Here is a 22,361-nt window from a genome sequence, read left to right as displayed (position 1 = left end):
TGACCACCCTTGCCAGCTTTGCGGTCAACGCCTGAATTTAAGTTTACTTTAATCTATGAATTTAAGTATACTTAAGTTAATTCTTCAGGAGATGTCAAGATGATGAAAAAAGAATCTTCCGGTGAACGCATCCGGGCACGACGTAAAGCACTGCAACTGACACAGCAAACCCTGGCGAAAGGGATCGGGGTGTCGCATGTCGCGGTATCGCAGTGGGAAAAGGAGGAAACCGTGCCGCGCGGTGAAAATTTGCTGCGCCTGGCGGAATGGCTGCAATGCACGGCAGCGTGGATCATTGATGGCGATGGCGAGGTGTTTACCGCTGCGCCCAGGCGCGCGCCGGTGACTGCGGTGCCATTGATAAGTCTTGCGCAAGCGTCGGAATGGTTGAGTGAAGCGCGCCTGCTGTTACAGCAGCAGGCCACACATTTTCTCTATCGGGAAGCAACGCTGAGCGATGCGGCGCTGGCGGTAACGGTGGAAGATCAGTCGATGCTGCCCGACTACCGGCCCGGGGACGCCTTAATCTTTGATCCACAGGTTGCGCCACAGCCCGGAGATACGGTGCTGGCGTTAGTGGATGGCGCGGCAATGGTGCGTTTTTATCGCCTGCAAACCCAGCAGCATGACGAGAAAACGTTCGCGCTGCGCCCGGCTAATGACGATTTCCCGCACCTGCATACTGCAACATCCAGGCTGGAAATTATTGGCACGCTAATGGAATTGCGGCGATATCGCAGCCGTTAACCGCTTCGGTTAACCTATTATTTTAAAAAAAGTTTACGCCAGGCGCGACAAGCTCTGGACAGACCCGGGCGATTGCCTGTTAATGTAGCCACAAAATTAGAAATTAGCCGGACAATCGCCATGCTTACCACGATAATTTATCGCAGCCATTTGCACGATCACGTGCCGATCAAAACGCTCGAAGATATGGTTGCTAAAGCCAACAGTAAAAACAAAAACTTCGATGTCACCGGCATCTTGTTATTTGATGGCCTGCATTTTTTCCAGCTGCTGGAGGGGCCACGTGACGCCGTGCAGGGCATTTATCAGCGTATTTGCCAGGATGCGCGCCATCATAATCTTGTCGAGTTGATGCATGACTTCGCCCCAGAGCGCCGTTTTGGCAAGGTAGGGATGGAGTTGTTTGATCTGCGCGAACATGACAAAGATACCGTGTTGCAAGCGGTGCTGGATAAAGGTACCTCCCGTTATCAGCTGACCTACAAAGATCGCGCGCTGCAGTTCTTGCGAACCTTCGTAGTGGCGCGCGATAAAGAGAACTATTTTGAAATTCCCCCGGCCAATACCTGGGAATTTATTGCCGATGAAGCCGATGCAACGGAGCTCATCGATTTTGCTGATACCTTGCAGGATTGTCGTTTTGCGTTTCAACCAATTATCGATCCCTTTGCCCGGCGCGTAACCTCTTACGAAGCACTGATCCGCACCCCGACCGGCGGCTCTCCGCAGGAGTATTTCTCCGCCTTCGGGGGCGAGGCCATTTACCATGCGGATATTCAGTCCAAAAGCCTGGCGTTTAAGCTGGCCTATCAATTGGGTATCGGCGATCACCGTTTGTCGGTAAATCTCTTACCGATGTCGCTGGTGGCGGTGCCCAATGCGGTGGATTTCCTGCTGCAAGAGATTGAAGCGAGTGGATTAATTCCCCAGCAGATTATTGTGGAAGTGACCGAAAACGAGATCATTTCACGCTCCGATGAATTCGCTGCTGAAGTCAGAAAGCTTAAGGCGGCGGGTATCAGTCTGGCGCTGGATGATTTTGGTGCGGGCTTTGCCGGCTTGTCGCTGTTATCAAAATTCCAGCCGGACAAGATTAAAATCGATCGGGAAATTATTCGTGATGTCCATAAAAGCGGCCCCAAACAGGCCATTATGCACGCGATCATTAAGTGCTGCGCGTCACTGGAGATTGCGGTGATAGCCGAAGGCGTTGAGCAAGCAGAAGAGTGGATGTGGCTGGAAGCCGCGGGCATTAGCCAGTTCCAGGGTTTCCTGTTTGCCTATCCGCTGTTGAATGGATTCCCGTCCGTGGCGTGGCCGGAAATTAAATAACCTTGCGGTCGCCGTGAAGGTACGACCGGGCACATGGGTAACAGATCAGACCGGGCACATAGGTAACACATTTGTGCTCAGTCTATCCGGATAATACGTTTTTCTGACTGGTCATAATACGCCAGTATCAGCCTGTCGAAGAGGATGACGTCGATTCCGTCATCTACCTCCAGGAACCGTACGTATTCTCCGCACAGCGATGCGCTCAGGAACGTTCTTCCGTTCAGTCTCAGGTCACCTTTTTCTCCCACTTTGAAGAGCTTCGCACCCTCCGGATAATTAACCTCCGGCACCCGCCCATCCCACTGCCGGGCTGATGGCGTCCAGCAGCTTGCCGGCGGCTTATTTTCATGGGCCTCGTGTGGCCTTTCATGATTAAACTCCTCCTGCCAGCTGCTGAACCAGGCCTGCTGTTCCGCCAGCGTGGTGAAGATATTGCCATGGCTCATTGAGGCCTTTAGCGAGCGGTGCATTCTTTCATGGCGTGCGTTCTGTCCGGGGCAACCCGGCGCTATGCGCTCCGGCAGGATACCCAGCTTTATCAGCCACACGTTTAGCTTTGTCAGCGCGGCAATACCGGGCCCGGCAAAAGGGGAGCCGTTATCGGTGAGTATGACGTCAGGCAGCCCGCACTCCCGGAACACCCTCTCCATGCATGTGCGCACGAACGCGGTGGTCTCCACGTAACTGGCCTCGCAGGCCAGCAGGTAGCGGCTGTGGTTATCCGTCAGCGTGAACGGACGGCAGTAGCGCGCGTCTTTCAGGCGGAACCGCCCCCTGAAGTCGGCGCTCCAGACCTGATTATTTTTTTCTGCGACGGTGAGCTTCTGCACGTTGCCGGGAGTGCGTTTGCGCTTCAGGCGGTCCGGTACGAGGCCCTCATTTTTCAGCAGGTCACCAATGGTGCTTGCAGCGGGCACGATGAAGTCGGCGTTGTGGTTGAGGAACCAGTGACGGATTTTTTTAGGTCCCCAGTCGGGGTGCTGCATGCGGAACAGCACCAGCCGATCGGCGATGTCCGGCGGGATTTTTTCCGGCTGAGTGAGGCGCGCGCGGGAGTGATTTTCGAGAGAGGACAGCGCCGCAGGCTCAAAGCGGGAGAGCCACTTATAGCCGGTTTTGCGGCTGATACCGTGGAGACGACAGAGTTCAGAAATGGAATGCGTGCCTGCTTCGCAGGCACGGATGAAATCAAGGCGTTGCATGGTAACGGTCTCAGTCCAGGGCATAGTGAGTCTCCTCTGCTATGCCATTTATAACTGTTACCCATGTGCCCGGTCTAAAGTGTTACCTATGTGCCCGGTTTGTACCTGAATGGCGACCTAAGCAAAACCGCCGCATTCCTGTATAAGGTGCGCATTGATGCGCACCAAAATAACCGCACTAATAATAAGCCACTTCGATATTGCCGTACTGCTTGTCCATCACCTTACCTGCCGCGTCCGCAGTAATAATGTCGCAATAATAAGGGACATTATTTTTATATTTGCACAGGTTGCTGACGGTTTTTATTTGATCGTTACGCTTTACCGTGGTGACCACATCCGAGATTTTTTTCTTATCCGCGTCCCGGACTGCGGTGGCACGCGACATTTCTTTTCCAGCTTGGGTAATACTTAACACCGCCATGTCACCGGCATTATTATAAGCCAGATGAAAAGCCACGTCGGAGGCTGGCGATGAGAGTTGCTCAACCAAACCCTGTTTGTTATAGGCAATATCCACGCTAAGCGCCGGCGTAACCTTCTTCACCATGGCGCAGTTTTTATCCAGCGTCACCACAACGTCCTGACCATTCTCGCTGCCGATTAACCGATCGCCTTCGCGCGAAACTTCAATCACCTCGCCCTCTTTGCCGACGGATTTAACATGCGCAAGGCAGCCGTCGCGATCAAAATCGACATTCACGTCAAAGATTTGCTGGCCATCGGCAGTGAACAACGTTTGATGGGTATTTTTTACCTTGCCCGGCAGGGCTTCGAATTGATAGAGATAGGCGTAGTTTTTCATTTGCGGGTAATACGTCGCTTCATCCTTGTCGCATCCCGACAGCAGGACAACAGCGATTAACAACAGCAGGCCATTCTTCACGTGAGAATCCTCTTCTCTAAATAATGCCGCACGTAAGGCCGGGACCCCGGTTGCACACTGTAACAGCCCGCCCTGCCCGCCTGACACGACAACAATCACCGCGCGGAACTATACCTGAAACTACACCTGCATGTTCATGATATCGGTATACGCCGACACCAGTTTGTTACGCACCTGCACGCCCATCTGCATAGATATTGAGGATTTTTGCAGATCGACCATCACATCATTGAGCTGAATGCCCGGTTTGCCCATTTCGAAATCCTGCGCCTGGGTGCGGGCTGTCGTTTGGGTGTCGCTAATTTTGTCCAGTGCCGCTTTCATGGTGGCGCTGAAATCTACCTGATTGGTTGACTCAGCCTGCTTGCCGCTGGCCTGTAAAGACGTCATTTGCAGCTGCTGCAACACGCCATCAATCGCCTGAATTGACATTGCCTGTTCCTCATTAAAGAAGGGATTAAATTTTCACGATGAGAAAGTTAACACAGTGTCAATAGGACAAAGGCGCTAAATGAACGCAAAAAACCCGGCTTATCCAACCATCGAAGTGACACGATTCATCAAATAATGCCCGCATTGAAGTGGAATTTATTCTTTGCCCCTGCCGATTTTAGGGGGGAAATATTAGGGAGTACGTTTTGTCACCACAACACCACACCCGGTCAATTATGTCAGGCAGGAAACGGTCATGAATGCGAGTGCAGCCGCTACACAGGATACAGCAAAGAAAGGCTTCAGTGACCTTCTCGCCCGCCTGCGCGCCAATCCGCGTATTCCCTTAATTGTTGCTGCCGCTGCGGTTATCGCGGTGGTTTTTGCGTTGGTGCTGTGGGCTAAAGCGCCTGATTATCGCGTCCTTTATAACAACCTCTCTGATGAGGATGGCGGCGCGATTGTCACCCAGCTAACGCAGATGAATATCCCTTACCAATTCGCCGAGAACGGTGGCGCGCTGATGGTGCCCGCCGATAAGGTGCATGAGCTGCGCCTGCGCCTCGCGCAACAGGGTCTGCCGAAGGGCGGCAATGTTGGCTTCGAGCTGATGGATAAAGAGAAGTTCGGCATCAGCCAGTTCAGTGAGCAGGTCAACTACCAGCGCGCGCTAGAAGGTGAACTTTCACGCACTATCGAGACGCTTGGCCCGGTAAAAAGCGTACGCGTACACTTGGCGATGCCAAAACCGACGCTGTTCGTGCGTGAACAGAAAGCGCCATCCGCTTCGGTAACGCTGAACCTGCAGCCGGGACGTGCATTAGATGAAGGCCAGATTCAGGCCATTCAGCATATGGTCTCCAGCAGCGTGGCAGGTTTACCGCCGGGTAACGTGACGGTGGTCGATCAGTCAGGTCGCCTGCTGACGCGTTCTGACAGCGAAGGTCGCGATCTGAACGATGCCCAGCTGAAATATGCTTCGGAAGTTGAAGCGCGCTTCCAGCAGCGCATTGAAGCGATCCTGAATCCAATTGTTGGCCAGGGCAACGTACATGCGCAGGTGACGGCGCAGATCAACTTTGACCGCAGCGAACAGACCGACGAAAAATACCAGCCGAACGCCAATCCGAACAGCACGGCGGTGCGTTCGCGCCAGACCAGCAATTCCGAACAGAATGGCAGCCCCTATCCGGGCGGCGTGCCTGGCGCCCTGTCCAATCAGCCTGCGCCTGCAAACACCGCGCCGGTGACCAATCCGCAGAACAACAATAACAATAATGCCAACGGTCAGAATGCGAATGGGCAAAACGCCAACGCCAATGCGCAGAACAACGGCAGCACCACCAGCACCGCACAAGCGAGTGGCCCAAGCAGCTCCACCCGTAACGACACGGTTAACTACGAGCTGGATCGCACCATTCGTCATACCAAGCTGAACGTCGGTGACGTGCAGCGCCTCTCCGTTGCCGTGGTGGTGAACTACCGCGATGACGGTAAAGGCAAAGCGGTGGCGCTGAACGATCAGCAGATCAAACAAATTGAAGATTTAACCCGCGAAGCCATGGGCTATTCGCAAACGCGTGGCGACAGCGTCAATGTGGTGAACTCGCAGTTCAACATGACCGAGCCAAGCGGCGGCGACCTGCCATTCTGGCAGCAACAAGCGTTCTTCGATCAGCTGATGACCGCAGGTCGCTGGCTGCTGGTCGCGCTGGTGGGCTTCATCCTCTATCGCAAGCTGGTACGTCCTCAGCTGATGCGTAAGAAAGAAGAAGAGAAAGCGGCGGCCGAAGCCGCAGCAGCCCGCGCCGCGGCGATGGAAGAAGAGGAAGCCTATAGCGTGCAGCTCAGCAAAGACGAGCTGGATCAGGAGCGCAAATCCACCAATCGCATGAGCGCCGAGGTGATGAGCCAGCGCATCCGCGACATGTCTGAAAACGATCCGCGCGTTGTGGCGCTGGTTATCCGTGAATGGATGAGTAAAGAACTATGAGTCTGACCGGTACAGAGAAAAGCGCCATTCTGATGATGACCATTGGCGAAGAGCGCGCAGCGGAAGTGTTCAAACACCTCAATCAGCGTGAAGTGCAGCACCTCAGTTCGGCGATGGCCAGCATGCGGCAGGTGTCGCATAAGCAGCTAACCGAAGTGCTGCGCGAATTTGAAGTGGATGCGGAACAGTTTGCCGCGCTGAGCCTCAACTCGAATGAATACCTGCGTTCGGTGCTGATCAAGGCGCTGGGCGAGGAGCGCGCCTCAAGCCTGCTGGAAGATATTCTCGAGAAGAACGAGACCACCAGCGGGATGGAAACGCTCAACTTCATGGAGCCTCAGGCAGCGGCCGACCTTATCCGCGACGAGCATCCGCAGATTATCGCCACCATTCTTGTCCACCTCAAACGTGGTCAGGCGGCCGATATTCTGGCGCTGTTCGACGAGCGTCTGCGCCACGATGTGATGCTGCGTATCGCCACCTTCGGTGGTGTCCAGCCAGCCGCGCTGGCCGAACTGACCGAAGTGCTCAATGGCCTGCTGGATGGTACCAACCTCAAGCGCGCGAAGATGGGCGGTGTAAGGACCGCAGCAGAAATTATCAACCTGATGAAAACTCAGCAGGAAGAAGCGGTTATCGAAGCGGTACGCGATTTCGATGGCGAGCTGGCACAGAAGATCATCGACGAGATGTTCCTGTTCGAAAACCTGGTGGAAGTGGACGATCGCAGCATCCAGCGCCTGCTGCAGGAAGTGGAATCCGAGCAGTTGCTGATCGCCCTGAAAGGCGCCGAACAGCCGCTGCGCGAGAAGTTCCTCAAGAACATGTCGGCGCGTGCCGCCGATATTCTGCGCGACGATCTGGCCAACCGTGGTCCGGTACGAATGTCTGCGGTGGAGAACGAACAGAAAGCCATCCTGCTGGTGGTGCGTCGTTTAGCGGAATCTGGCGAAATGGTGATTGGCGGAGGCGAGGAAACTTATGTCTGATGCCTTTTCCGCCCGCGCCTGGCAGCGCTGGCAGCCTGATGATTTAGGCAGCCCCTTCAGCGCCGAACCGGAGCCGCAGCCCGCGGAGCCGGAAGAGGATGTTGAGCTGAGCGCTGAAGCTGAACAGCAACAGCAGCTGGAGCGCATGCAGCAGCAGATGCGAAAAGATGCGCAGACGCAGGGCTACAGCGAAGGCTACCAAAAAGGCTTTGCCGAAGCGCAGCAGAACGGCTACGACGCCGGTTTTCAGCAGGGCTTAGCCGATGCGCAGCAGCAACAGGCGCCGTTACAGGCGCGCATGCAGCAGCTGGTCACCGAGTTCCATCACACGCTTGAAGCGCTGGACAGCGTCATCGCCTCACGCCTGATGCAGCTGGCGCTGGAAGCGGCGCGTACCGTGATTGGCCAGGCCACGCAGGTGGATGGCAGCGCCCTGCTGCGTCAAATTCAACAGCTGATTCAGCAGGAACCCATGTTCAGCGGCAAACCGCAGCTGCGCGTCCATCCGGATGATTTGCAGCGCATCGAGCAGACGCTCGGTCCAACGCTGGATCTGCACGGCTGGCGCTTGCTGGCCGATAGCACGCTGCATCCCGGCGGCTGCAAACTCAGCGCCGAAGATGGCGACCTTGACGCTAGCGTGGCCACGCGCTGGCAGGAGCTGTGCCGCCTGGCCGCTCCGGGGACACTGTAATGACCTCGCGTCTCTCGCGCTGGCTCGGCGCACTCGATGCCTTCGAAGACCGCATTTCACAGGTGCAAACGGTGCGCCGTTACGGTCGCCTGACGCGCGCGACCGGCCTGGTGCTGGAAGCAACGGGTTTACAACTGCCGCTCGGCGCCACCTGCATCATTGAACGTAGCGATGGCAGCAAGATCACCGAGGTTGAGAGTGAAGTGGTCGGCTTTAATGGGCAGAAACTGCTGATGATGCCGTTAGAAGAGGTGGACGGCATTTTACCCGGCGCCCGCGTGTATGCGCGCGTGAGCGGTGATAACGGTCAAAGCGGCAAGCAGATGCTGCTGGGTCCGGAGCTGCTGGGCCGCGTGCTGGACGGCAGCGGCAAACCGCTGGATGGTCTGCCCGCGCCGGAAACCGGCTATCGTGCGCCGCTGATTACTGCGCCATTCAACCCGCTGCAGCGTACGCCCATTGAAGATGTGCTGGATACCGGCGTGCGCGCCATCAATGCGCTGCTTACCGTAGGTCGCGGCCAGCGTATGGGCCTGTTTGCCGGTTCTGGCGTAGGTAAAAGCGTACTGCTGGGCATGATGGCGCGTTATACCAAAGCCGATGTGATCGTGGTGGGCTTGATTGGTGAACGTGGCCGTGAAGTCAAAGAGTTCATTGAGAACATCCTGGGCGCAGAAGGCCGCGCGCGTTCGGTGGTGATCGCCGCGCCAGCGGATGTTTCACCGCTGCTGCGTATGCAGGGTGCCGCGTACGCCACGCGTATCGCTGAAGATTTTCGCGATCGCGGCCAGCACGTGCTGCTGATTATGGATTCCCTCACCCGCTACGCCATGGCGCAACGTGAAATTGCGCTGGCCATCGGTGAGCCACCGGCAACCAAAGGTTATCCACCTTCGGTGTTTGCCAAACTGCCAGCGCTGGTAGAGCGTGCCGGTAACGGCACCCACGGCGGCGGGTCGATTACCGCTTTTTATACCGTGTTGACCGAAGGCGACGATCAGCAAGACCCGATTGCCGACTCGGCACGCGCGATTCTCGACGGTCACATTGTGCTGTCTCGTCGTCTGGCGGAAGCCGGTCACTATCCGGCGATTGATATTGAAGCGTCAATCAGCCGTGCCATGACCTCATTAATTGATGAGTCGCACTATGCACGCGTGCGTCAGTTCAAACAGTTGCTCTCCAGCTTCCAGCGTAACCGCGATCTGGTGAGTGTGGGTGCGTATGCCGCAGGTAGCGATCCGATGCTGGACCGAGCCATCAAGCTCTATCCGGAAATGGAAGCCTTCCTGCATCAGGGCATATTCGAACGCAGCGACTACGACGATGCCTGTTTGCATCTGCAGGCGATGTTCGGTTAGCGCTTAGAAGCGAGGTTAAGCCATGAAAACGGCCAGTGCTATCAATAAGCTGCGCGATCTGGCAGAGCAAGAGCTGGAGAGCGCCGTGATTCATCTCGGCGATATGCGTCGCGGCGTACAGCAAGCCGATGAGCAGCTCACCATGCTGCTGGATTATCAGGATGAGTACCGCAATAAGCTCAATCAGGATATGTCCGGCGGCATCGCCAGCACCCGCTGGACCAATTATCACCAGTTTATTCAGACGCTGGAAAAAGCCATCGATCAGCATCGCCAACAGCTTTCGCAGTGGAATCAGCGTCTGGAAACCGCGCTGAGCAACTGGCGCGAAAAGCACAAGCGACTCAATGCCTATCAAACGCTGATTACGCGCGCTGAGGAAAATGCATTACGACAGGAAAACCGTCTCGATCAGAAACGGATGGATGAATTTGCCCAACGGGCCGCATTGAGGAAAGGCGAATGATTACGCTGCCAACAGTTGCAACGCAAACCTCGGGTTTAGGAGACGCAGACAGTTCAGTTTCCAGCGATCTTGTGCAAAGCGTGGATACGCTGCCGCAGGGATTTATTACTGAGCTGGGTAACCGCTTGCTAACCCTGGCGAAGCAACAAGGTGTTAACACGCAATCGTCTGATCTGACAGCAAAAGCTGATGAAAAAGACGTCACAAAAGCGTCATTAAGCGCGTTATTGCAGGCGCTGGAGAAACCCGAGGCGTTAAACACACTTTTACAGCCGGTTAACCCTAAAGCCACGCTGAATTCAGCCGATGATAAAGACAAGAGTGAGGCAAGTTCGTTAAGTGCCAGCGACTTACAGAATGTGCAGGCATTATTTGCCATGTTGCCGGTGGCACTCGAGAACCGCACCAGTCAGTCAACGGTAAGTAACAGCGTGAACGACGGCCATGCCGATACGCGCGCTTCGCTTAATTCGGCATTGTTAAGCAGTTCGCTGCAGGGTGCAGTAAAAGAAGAACAGGCGCAGCCGCAGAGTGGCCAGAAGAAGTCCAGCGATGCTGTAAACCTCTTAACGCAAACGGCCGCCAACACGCAGACCAGCAGCGCGAGCACCACGGCAAGCAACACCGGCGGGCTAACGCTGGATGAAAGTTTCAAACAGGTGCTGAATACGCTAAGCAAACCGGAAGAGCGCAGCGCGGCACAAAGCAGCAATGATCCGGTAACGCCGTTAACCAGCGCACCGCTAAGCAGCACCAGTTCGCTCATGACCAGCACCGCCTCGACCAGCACCACCCCGTCGACGCCGATGCTGAATGCGCAGCTCGGCAGTAACGAGTGGCAGCAGGCGCTGAGTCAGCAGATTGTGATGTTCAGTCGCAATGGGCAGCAGAACGCCGAATTGCGCTTACATCCGCAGGATCTGGGCGCTATCCAGATCAACCTGAGTCTCGATAAGGATCAGGCACAGTTAACAATGGTTTCCAGCCACAGCCAAGTGAGGGCCGCGCTGGAAGCGGCTCTTCCTCAGCTGCGTACAGCGCTGGCGGAGAGCGGTATAAACCTGGGACAGAGTAACGTCAGCAGCGACGCCTTCGCACAGGGCCAGAGTTATCAAGGCCAGCAGGAAGGACGTCGTGACGGACAGCACGGCAGCTTTACCCTCTCCCAGGACAATGACAACGAGATAACGCCTATTGCCGTCCCGGCAGCCCTTCAAGCGCGCGTGGCCGGTAACGGCGCTGTCGATATCTTTGCCTGACAGCCGCTAAACGCTGAAGGTAAGCGTAAAACCCGCGTCTTTTCTTCCCATTGTTTGACTTAAGACGCGGGATAATCTGTCCAGGTAAGCCGAGAGGCTTGCCCATAATTCACAGGAAGTAACTGCAAACATGTCTGATAACGCGAAAGCAAAAGGCCGCAAACGTTCACTACTAATTCCGGTGTTACTGATTGTAACGCTGGCCGCTTGCAGCGTGGCAGGCTATGCAGTCTGGCGAATGATGAATAAACACGAGGGCAGTCAAACGGAAGCGACGAAAGTCGAGCCACCGCCTGCTCCAGTATTTTTTGCAATGGATACGTTTACAGTAAACCTGGTCAATCCTGACAACGATCCCGACCGTGTGCTGTACGTGGGCTTCACCCTGCGTCTGCCCGATGAGGACACCCGTCGTCGGTTGAATGATTACCTGCCTGAAGTGCGCAGCCGTCTGCTGTTGCTGCTTTCGCGTCAAAGCGCAACCGTGCTGGCGACCGAGCAAGGCAAGCAGGCCCTGGTTGAGCAGATCAAACAGGTGCTGGCGCCGCCGCTGGTAAAAAATCAACCGACTCAGGTAGTCAGTGACGTGCTGTTTACCGCCTTCATTTTGAGGTGATTTAATGGGCGATAGCATTCTCTCCCAGGCTGAGATTGACGCGCTGCTTAATGGCGACAGTGACAGTGCGGAAGTAGAGAACAGTTCCAAAGGGGCAGATGGCGATATCCGTCCCTATGATCCCAATACCCAGCGTCGCGTGGTGCGTGAGCGTCTGCAGGCGCTGGAGATCATCAACGAGCGATTTGCCCGTCATTTCCGTATGGCGCTGTTTAACCTGCTGCGCCGTAGCCCAGATATTAGTGTGGGTGCGATCAAGATTCAGCCGTATCACGAGTTTGCCCGCAACCTGCCGGTGCCAACCAACCTGAACCTGATCCACCTGAAGCCGCTGCGCGGTACGGCGCTGGTGGTGTTTTCACCGAGCCTGGTGTTTATTGCTGTCGACAACCTGTTTGGCGGCGACGGTCGTTTTCCGACCAAAGTGGAAGGCCGTGAGTTCACCCATACCGAGCAGCGCGTGATTCGCCGCATGCTGAAGCTGGCGTTGGATGGCTACAGCGATGCCTGGAAGGCGATTTACCCGCTGGACGTGGAGTACGTGCGTTCAGAGATGCAGGTGAAATTCACCAACATCACCACCTCACCAAACGACATCGTGGTTAACACGCCGTTCCAGGTGGAGATTGGTAACCTGGTGGGTGAATTCAACATCTGTATTCCGTTTTCGATGATTGAGCCGCTGCGCGAGCTGCTGGTCAATCCACCGCTGGAAAACTCGCGTCGGGAAGATAATCACTGGCGCGACAATCTGGTGAAACAGGTGCAGCACTCGGAGCTGGAGCTGATTGCCCACTTCGCGGAAACATCGCTGCGCCTGTCGCGCATTTTGCAGCTGAAACCCGGTGACGTCCTGCCCATTGAGAAGCCGGACCGCATCATTGCCCACGTCGATGGCGTACCGGTGCTCACCAGCCAATACGGCACCATCAATGGTCAGTATGCCCTGCGTGTAGAACATTTGATTAACCCGATTTTGAATTCGCTGAACGAGGAACAGCCCGATGAGTGACAGCAAGAAACCGTCCGACGACGACATCTCCGCGGACGATCTGTGGGCTGCAGCTATGAATGAACAAACCACCACCAGCGCGCCCGATCCCACCGAGAATGTCTTCAAATCCCTCGAGAATCCTGGCATCAGCGGTTCGCTGCAGGATATCGATCTGATTATGGATATCCCGGTCAAACTGACCGTGGAACTGGGCCGCACCAAGATGACTATCAAAGAGCTGCTGCGTCTGACGCAGGGTTCCGTAGTAGCGCTGGATGGGCTGGCCGGCGAGCCGCTGGATATTCTCATCAACGGCTATTTGATTGCGCAAGGTGAAGTGGTGGTGGTGAACGATAAGTACGGCGTGCGCATCACCGACATCATTACGCCGTCTGAACGTATGCGTCGCCTGAGCCGTTAAGCATGTTAAAAAACACGCAAACCGCACAGCCGGTTCACAGCCAGCCGGTGGTCTCTACCGGCTCGGTGATTGGACAAGTCAGCAGCGTACTGGCGGTAATTGTGCTGCTGATTCTGGCCTGCGGCTGGCTGGCAAAGCGCCTGGGTTTTGCCCCGAAAACGGTGACGGGCCAGGCGTTGAAAGTCAGCGCCACCGTGCAGGTGGGTCAGCGTGAGCGTGTGGTGATTGTGGATACCGCCGATGCGCGTTTAGTGTTGGGCGTGACAGCTCAGCAAATCACGCATCTGCACTCTTTACCGCCGCTGCCCCCGGAAGAACAGACCGGGAACAGTGCGGCACCGCAGGATTTTCGTCAGCTATTCCAGAATCTGGTTAAACGTCCCGGAAAACCTTAATGATGCGTCGATTACTTCCTCTTCTGCCGCTGCTGTTGCTGGCACCGGTTGCCCATGCGCAGCTGCCGGGTTTAATCAGCCAGCCGCTGGCAAACGGTGGCCAGAGCTGGTCACTGCCGGTGCAAACCCTGGTGTTCATCACCTCGCTGACCTTTATACCGGCGGTGTTGCTGATGATGACCAGCTTCACCCGCATCATCATTGTGTTTGGTCTGCTGCGTAACGCCCTCGGTACGCCTTCCGCGCCGCCGAACCAGGTGCTGCTGGGCCTGGCGCTGTTTCTGACCTTCTTTATCATGGCGCCCACCTTCGACAAGATTTACTCCGACGCCTATGTGCCGTTCAGCCAGGACAAAATCAGCATGGCGGACGCCATTGATAAAGGGGCGCAGCCGCTGCGTGAATTTATGCTGCGTCAAACGCGGGAAGCGGATTTAGCACTGTTTGCGCGCCTGGCCAATACCGCGCCGATTCAGGGACCGGAAGCGGTGCCGATGCGAATTCTGCTGCCCGCCTACGTTACCAGCGAACTGAAAACCGCTTTCCAGATTGGCTTCACCGTGTTTATCCCTTTCCTGATTATCGATCTGGTGGTGGCCAGCGTACTGATGGCCTTAGGGATGATGATGGTACCGCCCGCCACGATTTCCCTGCCGTTCAAGCTGATGCTGTTCGTGCTGGTTGATGGCTGGCAGCTGCTGGTGGGATCACTGGCGCAAAGTTTCTACTCTTGAGTGGCGTTCGCCCTCACCTTTCTTTCTCGAGGAGTGCAGCATGACACCTGAATCAGTAATGGTTATGGGCCAGGAAGCAATGCGCGTCGCCCTGTTAATGGCGGCACCGATGTTGCTGGTGGCCATGGTAAGCGGTTTGATTATCAGCGTGCTGCAGGCCGCCACGCAGATTAACGAACAGACGCTCTCCTTTATTCCCAAAATCATGGCCGTGGCGGCAACGGCGGTAATTGCCGGTCCGTGGATGCTCAACCTGATGCTCGACTATATCCGCACGCTGTTTAGCAACCTGCCTTACATCATTGGCTGATGATCAACCTCGATAGCAGCCAGCTGATCCATTGGGTCGCACAATTTTTCTGGCCGATGGTGCGTTTACTGGCGCTGTTTGCCAGCGCGCCAATGCTGAGCGAAAAATCGATCCCGAAACGCGTAAAGATTGGCCTGGCGGTGCTCACTACCTGGATCATCATTCCGGTATTGCCGCCGGTGGAGGTCACCTTATTTACCCCAGCTGGATTCTGGTTGCTGCTGCAACAGTTGCTGATTGGCATCAGCATTGGGCTGACCATGCAGTTCGCGTTTGCCGCGGTGCGTATGGCGGGTGAAGTGATTGGCTTGCAGATGGGGTTGTCCTTCGCCACCTTTTTTGACCCCGGTAGTCGATTAAACATGCCGGTGTTAGCGCGTTTTCTCGACATGCTGGCCATGCTGCTGTTTCTGACCTTCAACGGCCACCTTTGGCTGATTTCACTGCTGGTGGACAGTTTTCATACTTTGCCGATTAACGATCAGCCACTCAACGCCAATGCCTTTATGGCATTAGTGAAGTCCGCCGGATTAATTTTCCTTAATGGCATGATGTTAGCGCTGCCCTTAATAGTTCTGCTCCTCACGCTAAACATGGCACTAGGTTTGTTAAACCGTGTTTCACCACAACTCTCCATTTTTGCCATTGGCTTCCCGATTACCTTAACGGTGGGCATACTCAGCGTAGGGATGATGATGCCGCTGCTTGCTCCCTTTTGCGAACATCTGTTTAGCGAAGTCTTTGATTTACTCGCCCAGTTTATGTCAGAACTTTCCCGCGCAAGTTGATTAACTATTCTGTAGACGCCCTTAAGTAATAGTTAAGCAATCAAAATCAGTCTGTGCATTTTTCAAACCATATTTCTCAGAAATCAACTGAGGATATTCTGATAAATGCGCATTTTAGGTGAAAATTATTCTTATTAAACCGCGCTTCGCGTATTTTAGTCAGACGATTCTTAAGGTGACAAACCTTGGGGATTGGGTGTTGAAATGCTCAAAGGGCTGTTTTTAAACAAAAAAAAATTCACAGCGATTTTTCTTGTCTAAATCCCTTTTTTCCGGCATTGTCAACGCTCGCTAAAGCGTCACACTTTCGCGATTCAAATGTTTTTAAGAATTGTCCTATCAGATTTGTCTGTGATCTGCGCGATAGTGACAGGGCTCTCAAAACAGAGCGAATTAAACACTTAATGCAAATTCTCAGCTATTCCCGCTATGGCTGGGTGAAGAGTGACGTGGATGTACTAAAAAAAATAACTTCGCAGCACGGTTCAGGGAAGAGTCATGATGGCGCATGGATAACTATCGCCAATCTGCCGAGCAGAATAAAAAAGTGTCTTTGGAAATTTCTCTCGTACCGCAAACGCGTATTCATCGTTGATTTAAACGGATAACAAATTGGTGAGGGTCGCTATAATGCCAACGATTATTATGGATTCATGTAATTACACACGCCTCGGATTGTCTGACTATATGTCTGCCAAGGGAGTTAAAAAGAAAAATATTACTCCTGTGTCTGACATTGAACAATTGCAGCAAAGATGTGAACAAATAAAGCCGGGCGTCGTGTTTATCAACGAAGAGTGCTTTATTCACGAATCCGATTCTAGCGATCGTATTCGTGCCATTATTATGCAGCATCCTGATACCTTATTCTTTATTTTCATGGCGATCTCGAATATCCATTTTGAGGAATACCTCTACGTTCGTAAGAACCTGATTATTACATCAAAATCGATAAAAACCTCGACGTTGGATTCCTTGTTAGGAACCTACTTGCAAAAGAAACTCAACGCTTCGCCGCGTATTTCTGCTGGGCTCGACGTGCATCCGCTGACATTAAGTCAGACTGAATCTAATATGTTGAAAATGTGGATGTCAGGCCATGACACCATTCAAATTTCAGACAAGATGCAAATTAAAGCTAAAACCGTTTCGTCACACAAAGGTAATATTAAGCGCAAAATTAAAACCCATAATAAGCAGGTTATTTATCATGTTGTCCGCTTGACTGATAATGTCACCTCAGGGATTTATGTTAACGTGCGATAATTACCTGAAGTTAATTTCCCAAAATAATTCAAGCGGCAGGAAGGCGGTAGCGGGATGAATTCCAGGGACTTACTCAAGTAAGTGGCTGGGGTAAACACCTGCAGCCATCGCTGCCTGCAGCTTGAAGTATGCAGAGTAAAAGGGCTAATCGCGTGATTGGCCCTTTTACGTTTTGCGAGTTTGATCCCACTTTCCTGTCTAATCCTTTCTCCAGCCCTGCCGATGCTTACTCTCATAACACCTACCTACATGAGAGCAAGGATATGAAAACAGCATCGATTGATGAGCAATATAAGCTCAGCGTCTGGCAGAACCTGCGCCTGATGCCTCTGTTCAGTATGATCTTTGGTGGCATTCTGCTGCTTTTTGCCCTGTGCATTGGACTCGCCAGCTACTTTTTAATTCAAAGTAACAACTCCCTGAACGATGCCACGGAAGAGATTCAAATCCGTATGGGCATCTCTAATAGCTCAAACCACCTGCGCACCGCGCGTCTCAATGTACTGCAATCGGGTGCGGCCGCGCGTATTGGTGAAATGGACGGTTATCGTGCCGATTTAGCCCGCACCGAAATGCGGATTAAGCAGGCGCGTGAAGGCTTCAAGATTTATATGGATCGCAAGGCGAAAACCCCGGCTGACATTGCGCTTGATGAACCGCTGACCACCAGCTTCAACGCCTACATCGATAAAGGCCTCAAGCCGATGATTGAATCGGCTAAGCAAGGCAGCTTTGAAGGCATCGTGGCGCAGGAAACGGACGTCACGCGCAAGCTGGATGATGCGTATAACGATGTGCTGTTGAAAGCGATTAAAATCCGCACCGACCGGGCGGAAACGATTAACGCTGAAGCCGCCCATCAATCACGCGTAGGATTTATTGCCATGGCGGCCGCTTTTGCCGCGGCTTTAGTGCTGGTACTGCTTACCTTTGTTTTCCTGCGTCGCGTGGTGATCTCGCCGCTGCGTCAATCCGTCGACCGTATCGAACGCATCGCTCAGGGCGATTTGACTGCGCCCGAGCAAGCCTATGGCCGCAGCGAGATTGGCAGCCTGCTGCATAATCTGCAATTGATGCAGGCATCGCTGGTACGCACGGTAGGTACGGTGCGTGAAGGCGCGGTGGCGATCTATCAGGGCTCCAGCGAGATCTCTGCCGGCAACACCGATTTATCGTCGCGGACTGAAGAGCAGGCGTCGGCGCTTGAGCAAACCGCAGCCAGCATGGAGCAGCTAACTGCCACGGTGAAACAGAACGCCGAAAATGCCCATCATGCCAGCCAGCTGGCCGCAGATGCCTCAGGCAAAGCACGCAGCGGCGGCGATCTGGTCAATGGCGTGGTGCAAACCATGAACAATATCTCCGGCAGTTCGAAGAAAATTGCTGAGATCACCAACGTCATTAATAGCATCGCTTTCCAGACCAATATTCTGGCGCTGAATGCCGCGGTTGAAGCGGCGCGAGCCGGTGAACAAGGCCGTGGCTTTGCAGTGGTAGCCAGCGAAGTGCGTAATCTGGCACAGCGTAGTGCGCAGGCGGCGAAAGAGATTGAAACGCTGATCGCTGAATCGGTGGGTTTAATTACCAATGGTTCACGTCAGGTAGGTGAAGCCGGTAACACCATGGGTGAAATTGTTGAAGCAGTACGCCGCGTCACCGATATTATGGCCGAAATCGCCGCCGCATCGGACGAGCAGAGCCGTGGCATTCAGCAGGTGAGCCTGGCGGTTACCGAAATGGATAACGTGACGCAGCAGAACGCCTCGCTGGTGGAGGAAGCCTCATCCGCGGCGGCTTCACTGGAAGATCAGGCAGGGCGCTTGACGCAGGCGGTAGCGGTCTTCCGTTTGAGTGATAGCCCGGTGGCCCAGGCTGCTAAAGCCGCGCAGCCCACGTTGCGCACGCCGAACTTAGCGCCGCGCGCCGCTTTGGCGACGTCGGGAAATGATAATTGGGAGACGTTTTAATTTGGATGGGGGCGCAGTTTGAGATCTAGGTGCGGGTTGCCCCTCACCCTGCCCCTCTCCCACAGGTGGGAGAGGGAATAAGTAGGTAAGGGCAAAAGCCATCAAGCCCCTTCATACGGCTCAACAAACACCCCTTCCGCATGCTCACTTTCATTAAAGAACCAGATGCCCAGCGGATAATCTTCCAGCGCCACCAAGTACATGATGCCTTCGTTAAATGCCTCAACGGCCAGCACCGTACCTACACGACGCGGGCCACCGTCGGTTTTTACCGTAACGCGGTCATTCACCTTCATTGATTACTCTCCACAAATTGTCCTGCGACACAGTGTAACGGAAGATAATCAACAGCGCCTGATCGCGATCAGCGTCGTGCAATAACCCACACCGCATGCACGATGCCCGGAATGTAACCGCACAGCGTCAGCAGAATATTAAGCCAGAAGGCGCCACCAAAACCGACCTGCAGAAACACGCCCAGCGGCGGCAGTAAAATCGCAATCACAATACGAAGAAAATCCATACTAACTCCCTGATATCACTTATCAATAAGCGCTAAGCATAGACGCTGCTGCGCACAATGCACTTCAAACGAGGTAAAACTCTGTCAAGATGCGGCTTTTCGTTTTCTTTACGTTTCGCAGAGAGACTTTTGACGCGGGCTGCTCGTACACTTATTCGCACTGCACCAACCCCAAAGGCGCAGTCAACCTAAAAGTAACAAGGATTTTTGCCCGCGCAGCGCGGGCTTTTTTTTGCCTAAATTCCCCCCGCCGCCCTCTTTGCATCAGCGTCTATACTGAAATGACAGCGGATCGCCTCTGGGAGGCCACCATGACTACGGCAAAAGAGTACAGCGAGAATGTGCAGCGCGAAGTGAATATTGATGTTGATGCTTTACTTGACGCGATACAGAAGAGAACCTCGGGCGAGGTAAAAGAGTTCATGGAAGCTGAGCAAGCCCATCGCGTCAGGGTAAACGGAGAGGCCTATGATTCTTACACTGAGCTAGCCGAAGCCTTTGAACTGGATATTCGTGATTTCGCCATCAGCGAAGTGAACCGTTGAAATCGATTTCAAAAAAATACCCGGCGGGAAGGCCGGGTAAAATAATTCAGTAAATTCGTTACACCAGGGAATTCTTAACACCCTGTCAGATTACGCTTTAGCTTACTTAAGACAAGTCTTAACCCTGCACGTAAATCGAACATTTTTGCATAACCTTTCAGCGGTAAAACCCTGCACGCCGCGTCACTGCTCACTATTTTCCATGCACGAAGTGCGCATAGATGATGCGGCTTCCTCTGTCATTTAAGAATTATCCTGGTTATCGCGGCCAATAGCCCGGGAAAAAGTGTGATCGCGATTCCGCTATTATACTGATTACTCTTCGCTTTACGGATGCCACTGGCGTAAGGAGTGTGATGGTGCTGAGTCTTGACTCCCTAATGATCGTTACCGACCTTGATGGTTCGTTGCTAGACCATCATGACTACAACTGGGATGCCGCCAGTGAATGGCTGACACGCCTGAAACAACATCAGGTTCCGCTGGTAATTTGTTCCAGTAAAACCGCGGCCGAAATCATACCGCTGCAGAAGCGACTGGGCATTACCGGCGCGCCCTTTATTGCCGAAAACGGCGCGCGCGTGGTGCTAAGCGGCGCGCACACCGCGCACACCGAACCCAGCGCCGCCTATCGCGCGCTGTGCCAAACGCTCAAGGCTCTGCAATCCCACTTCCGCTTCAACGGTTTTCATGAATTTAGCGATGCTGAGGTCGCGCGTTTCACCGGGTTAACGTTGGCCGAGGCCAGCCAAAGCCGGCTGCGTGAAGCCTCCGAAGTGGTGTTGTGGCGTGATGACGAACACCGCTTAGCGGCATTTCGCAGCGCGCTGGCCAAGCATAATCTCGCGCTAACCCAGGGCGGGCGTTTCTGGCATGTGATGCCAGCAGGCTCGGGTAAAGGGATGGCGTTGGAGCAGATTCAGCAGCATGTCGCCCAGCAGGAAGGCAAAGCACGTATAACCTTAGGCTTAGGTGATGGCCCGAATGATATACCGATGCTGGAGCGCGCAGATTATGCCGTGGTGATAAAAGGCTTCAGTAAAACGCCGGTGAATTTGCAACGTAGCGATACGCAAAATGTTTACCACACCGCGCACGTCGGTCCACACGGCTGGCGTGAAGGATTGGATTATTTTCTGGCGCCGACTGAGTAACGACCTAACCCATACAGGATGAGACGATGAGTGATTTTTACCAGAATGGTGTCATTACTAATTTTCATAATCTCACCCACCGCAGCGTTGAATCGCTGGAAAAAGAGATGGTGCGCTTTGCGCGCAAACGCAAAATGGGGCTCATTTTACCGTCGCTGTTCTCCGAGCTGGAAGGCCCTGCGCTGGACAACATCGTCAACGAACTGGCGAAAGTCCCCTATCTCGACGAGATTGTGATTGGTCTGGATCGCGCCGATCGCGACCAGTTTCTGTTCGCACGTGAATTTTTCTCGCGCCTGCCGCAGCGGCATCGCATTTTGTGGAATGATGGACCGCGGCTGAAAGCGCTGGATGCCGAGTTGGATAAAGAGGGATTATCGCCGAGCCAGCCCGGCAAAGGTCGCAACGTGTGGTTCTGTACCGGCTACACGTTGGCCTCCGATCGCACCCAGTGCGTGGCACTGCACGACTGCGATATCGTCACCTATGAGCGCGGTATGCTGGCGCGTCTGCTCTATCCGCTCGCCAATCCGGCTTTTCAGTATGAGTTCTGCAAAGGTTTTTATGCACGCGTGGCCGACGGCAAGCTAAATGGCCGCGTGGGGCGTTTGCTGGTGGGACCGCTGTTGCGCTCGCTGCAAAAGGTTTATGGCCATTCGGAGTATCTCGACTACCTCACCAGCTTCCGCTATCCGCTGTCTGGTGAATTTGCCATGCGTACTCACGTGCTTAACGGCATTAAAATTCCCGGCGACTGGGGATTGGAAATTGGCGTGCTTTCAGAGATCTATCGTAATTACACCACCCGCCAAACCTGCCAGGTTGAAATCGCCGATAATTACGACCACAAACATCAGCCGCTGGCTGAAGATGATGGCACCGGCGGATTAAAGCGCATGAGCAATGATATTGTGCAGTCGTTATTACGTAAATTGGCGACCATGGGCGTACCGCTCACCAGCGATTCGTTCCGCGTGCTGAAGGCAACGTACTATCGTAATGCGCTGGATATGATGGAGATCTATAACCACGAAGCCACCATGAACGGCCTCAAGTTTGATCAACACATCGAAGAAGCGGCGGTAGAAATGTTTACTCAGGCGATTCTCGATGCCGGACAGGCCTTTATTGAACGTCCTAACGAGAAGCCTTTTATTCCGAGCTGGAGCCGCGTGCAGTCGGCGTTTCCCGACATCCTGCAACGCATCTATCAGGCAGTAGAAGAGGATAATGACGGCAAGGTGTAGCTTGTGAGGGAGAACTACATTCGGGACGGCGCTGTTA

Annotated in this window: 25 protein-coding genes; 20 read left to right on the top strand and 5 right to left on the bottom strand. The window is 54.0% G+C overall.

Features of this window, described 5'->3' with window-relative positions:
• Positions 1-99: 99 nt before the first annotated feature.
• Both AAGR08_RS07210 and AAGR08_RS07205 read left to right on the top strand, forming a co-directional pair.
• Positions 100-747, top strand: a complete 648-nt coding sequence (locus tag AAGR08_RS07210; protein WP_345829303.1) for a S24 family peptidase — start codon at positions 100-102, stop codon at positions 745-747.
• 120 nt (positions 748-867) lie between these two features.
• Entirely contained in the window at positions 868-2,079 is a 1,212-nt protein-coding gene (locus tag AAGR08_RS07205; protein ID WP_345829301.1) for a diguanylate phosphodiesterase, read from the top strand.
• Positions 2,080-2,156: 77 nt separating this feature from the next.
• On the opposite strand, the gene AAGR08_RS07200 is transcribed toward AAGR08_RS07205, so the two are convergent.
• From AAGR08_RS07200 to fliE, 3 genes are all read right to left on the bottom strand, one after another.
• A complete protein-coding gene (locus AAGR08_RS07200; protein WP_345829300.1) occupies positions 2,157-3,308 on the bottom strand; it encodes an integrase core domain-containing protein in 1,152 nt (383 codons plus the stop codon).
• 154 nt (positions 3,309-3,462) lie between these two features.
• Positions 3,463-4,170 carry a YnfC family lipoprotein gene (locus tag AAGR08_RS07195; RefSeq protein WP_345829299.1) on the bottom strand — a complete coding sequence of 236 codons (708 nt, stop codon included), beginning with the start codon at positions 4,168-4,170 and terminating at the stop codon, positions 3,463-3,465.
• Positions 4,171-4,290: 120 nt separating this feature from the next.
• Positions 4,291-4,602, bottom strand: coding sequence for a flagellar hook-basal body complex protein FliE (gene fliE, locus AAGR08_RS07190; RefSeq protein ID WP_345829297.1), 312 nt, complete (start codon positions 4,600-4,602; stop codon positions 4,291-4,293).
• 256 nt (positions 4,603-4,858) lie between these two features.
• Here fliE and fliF point away from each other — a divergent pair, with 256 nt between their 5' ends.
• The 15 genes from fliF (at position 4,859) to AAGR08_RS07115 (ending at position 18,855) form a co-directional block, all read left to right on the top strand.
• Positions 4,859-6,595, top strand: coding sequence for a flagellar basal-body MS-ring/collar protein FliF (gene fliF, locus AAGR08_RS07185; RefSeq protein ID WP_345829295.1), 1,737 nt, complete (start codon positions 4,859-4,861; stop codon positions 6,593-6,595).
• A complete protein-coding gene (gene fliG / locus AAGR08_RS07180) occupies positions 6,592-7,584 on the top strand; it encodes a flagellar motor switch protein FliG (protein ID WP_097096936.1) in 993 nt (330 codons plus the stop codon). Before fliF ends, fliG begins: the two co-directional genes overlap by 4 nt.
• Entirely contained in the window at positions 7,577-8,278 is a 702-nt protein-coding gene (gene fliH, locus AAGR08_RS07175; protein ID WP_097096935.1) for a flagellar assembly protein FliH, read from the top strand. The genes fliG and fliH overlap by 8 nt, the downstream gene beginning before the upstream one ends.
• Positions 8,278-9,639 carry a flagellar protein export ATPase FliI gene (gene fliI, locus AAGR08_RS07170; RefSeq protein ID WP_097096934.1) on the top strand — a complete coding sequence of 454 codons (1,362 nt, stop codon included), beginning with the start codon at positions 8,278-8,280 and terminating at the stop codon, positions 9,637-9,639. Before fliH ends, fliI begins: the two co-directional genes overlap by 1 nt.
• Positions 9,640-9,661: 22 nt before the next feature.
• The gene (gene fliJ / locus AAGR08_RS07165) at positions 9,662-10,105 is read left to right on the top strand and encodes a flagellar export protein FliJ (RefSeq protein ID WP_097096933.1); all 444 of its coding nucleotides are present in this window, start codon (positions 9,662-9,664) and stop codon (positions 10,103-10,105) included.
• The gene (locus tag AAGR08_RS07160) at positions 10,102-11,364 is read left to right on the top strand and encodes a flagellar hook-length control protein FliK (protein WP_097096932.1); all 1,263 of its coding nucleotides are present in this window, start codon (positions 10,102-10,104) and stop codon (positions 11,362-11,364) included. Before fliJ ends, AAGR08_RS07160 begins: the two co-directional genes overlap by 4 nt.
• A gap of 130 nt (positions 11,365-11,494) precedes the next feature.
• A complete protein-coding gene (gene fliL, locus AAGR08_RS07155) occupies positions 11,495-11,980 on the top strand; it encodes a flagellar basal body-associated protein FliL (protein ID WP_097096931.1) in 486 nt (161 codons plus the stop codon).
• 4 nt (positions 11,981-11,984) lie between these two features.
• Positions 11,985-12,992 (top strand): flagellar motor switch protein FliM, encoded by a 1,008-nt coding sequence (gene fliM / locus AAGR08_RS07150; RefSeq protein ID WP_097096930.1) that lies wholly within the window; start codon positions 11,985-11,987, stop codon positions 12,990-12,992.
• On the top strand, positions 12,985-13,395 hold the full coding sequence (gene fliN / locus AAGR08_RS07145) for a flagellar motor switch protein FliN (RefSeq protein WP_008105402.1): 411 nt from the start codon (positions 12,985-12,987) through the stop codon (positions 13,393-13,395). Before fliM ends, fliN begins: the two co-directional genes overlap by 8 nt.
• A gap of 2 nt (positions 13,396-13,397) precedes the next feature.
• Positions 13,398-13,790: a flagellar biosynthetic protein FliO gene (gene fliO, locus AAGR08_RS07140; protein WP_097096929.1), complete on the top strand. Its 393-nt coding sequence runs from the start codon at positions 13,398-13,400 to the stop codon at positions 13,788-13,790.
• 2 nt (positions 13,791-13,792) lie between these two features.
• A complete protein-coding gene (gene fliP, locus AAGR08_RS07135) occupies positions 13,793-14,524 on the top strand; it encodes a flagellar type III secretion system pore protein FliP (protein WP_097097688.1) in 732 nt (243 codons plus the stop codon).
• Positions 14,525-14,564: 40 nt separating this feature from the next.
• On the top strand, positions 14,565-14,834 hold the full coding sequence (gene fliQ / locus AAGR08_RS07130) for a flagellar biosynthesis protein FliQ (RefSeq protein ID WP_097096928.1): 270 nt from the start codon (positions 14,565-14,567) through the stop codon (positions 14,832-14,834).
• Positions 14,834-15,622: a flagellar biosynthetic protein FliR gene (fliR, locus tag AAGR08_RS07125; protein WP_097096927.1), complete on the top strand. Its 789-nt coding sequence runs from the start codon at positions 14,834-14,836 to the stop codon at positions 15,620-15,622. Before fliQ ends, fliR begins: the two co-directional genes overlap by 1 nt.
• A 630-nt stretch (positions 15,623-16,252) precedes the next feature.
• The gene (rcsA, locus tag AAGR08_RS07120) at positions 16,253-16,888 is read left to right on the top strand and encodes a transcriptional regulator RcsA (RefSeq protein WP_097096926.1); all 636 of its coding nucleotides are present in this window, start codon (positions 16,253-16,255) and stop codon (positions 16,886-16,888) included.
• Between the two features lie 263 nt (positions 16,889-17,151).
• Complete coding sequence (locus AAGR08_RS07115) at positions 17,152-18,855, top strand: methyl-accepting chemotaxis protein (protein ID WP_345829286.1); 1,704 nt, start codon at positions 17,152-17,154, stop codon at positions 18,853-18,855.
• Between the two features lie 101 nt (positions 18,856-18,956).
• Here AAGR08_RS07115 and dsrB read toward each other — a convergent pair whose 3' ends face one another.
• On the bottom strand, positions 18,957-19,151 hold the full coding sequence (dsrB, locus tag AAGR08_RS07110) for a protein DsrB (RefSeq protein WP_097096923.1): 195 nt from the start codon (positions 19,149-19,151) through the stop codon (positions 18,957-18,959).
• A 68-nt stretch (positions 19,152-19,219) separates the two neighbouring features.
• Positions 19,220-19,378, bottom strand: a complete 159-nt coding sequence (locus AAGR08_RS07105; protein WP_097096922.1) for a YqaE/Pmp3 family membrane protein — start codon at positions 19,376-19,378, stop codon at positions 19,220-19,222.
• A gap of 311 nt (positions 19,379-19,689) precedes the next feature.
• Here AAGR08_RS07105 and AAGR08_RS07100 point away from each other — a divergent pair, with 311 nt between their 5' ends.
• From AAGR08_RS07100 to AAGR08_RS07090, 3 genes are all read left to right on the top strand, one after another.
• A complete protein-coding gene (locus AAGR08_RS07100; protein WP_097096921.1) occupies positions 19,690-19,923 on the top strand; it encodes a DUF2525 domain-containing protein in 234 nt (77 codons plus the stop codon).
• A gap of 356 nt (positions 19,924-20,279) precedes the next feature.
• Complete coding sequence (locus AAGR08_RS07095) at positions 20,280-21,077, top strand: mannosyl-3-phosphoglycerate phosphatase-related protein (protein ID WP_345829282.1); 798 nt, start codon at positions 20,280-20,282, stop codon at positions 21,075-21,077.
• Positions 21,078-21,103: 26 nt separating this feature from the next.
• Complete coding sequence (locus AAGR08_RS07090) at positions 21,104-22,324, top strand: glycosyl transferase (protein ID WP_097096919.1); 1,221 nt, start codon at positions 21,104-21,106, stop codon at positions 22,322-22,324.
• The last annotated feature ends 37 nt before the right edge of the window (positions 22,325-22,361 follow it).

Origin of the sequence: Pantoea sp. BRR-3P (genome assembly GCF_039621635.1) — a bacterium.
Lineage (GTDB): Bacteria > Pseudomonadota > Gammaproteobacteria > Enterobacterales > Enterobacteriaceae > Pantoea > Pantoea floridensis.
Note: the sequence above shows the minus strand (reverse complement) of the source record. Positions and strands in the feature narration are given on the sequence as shown.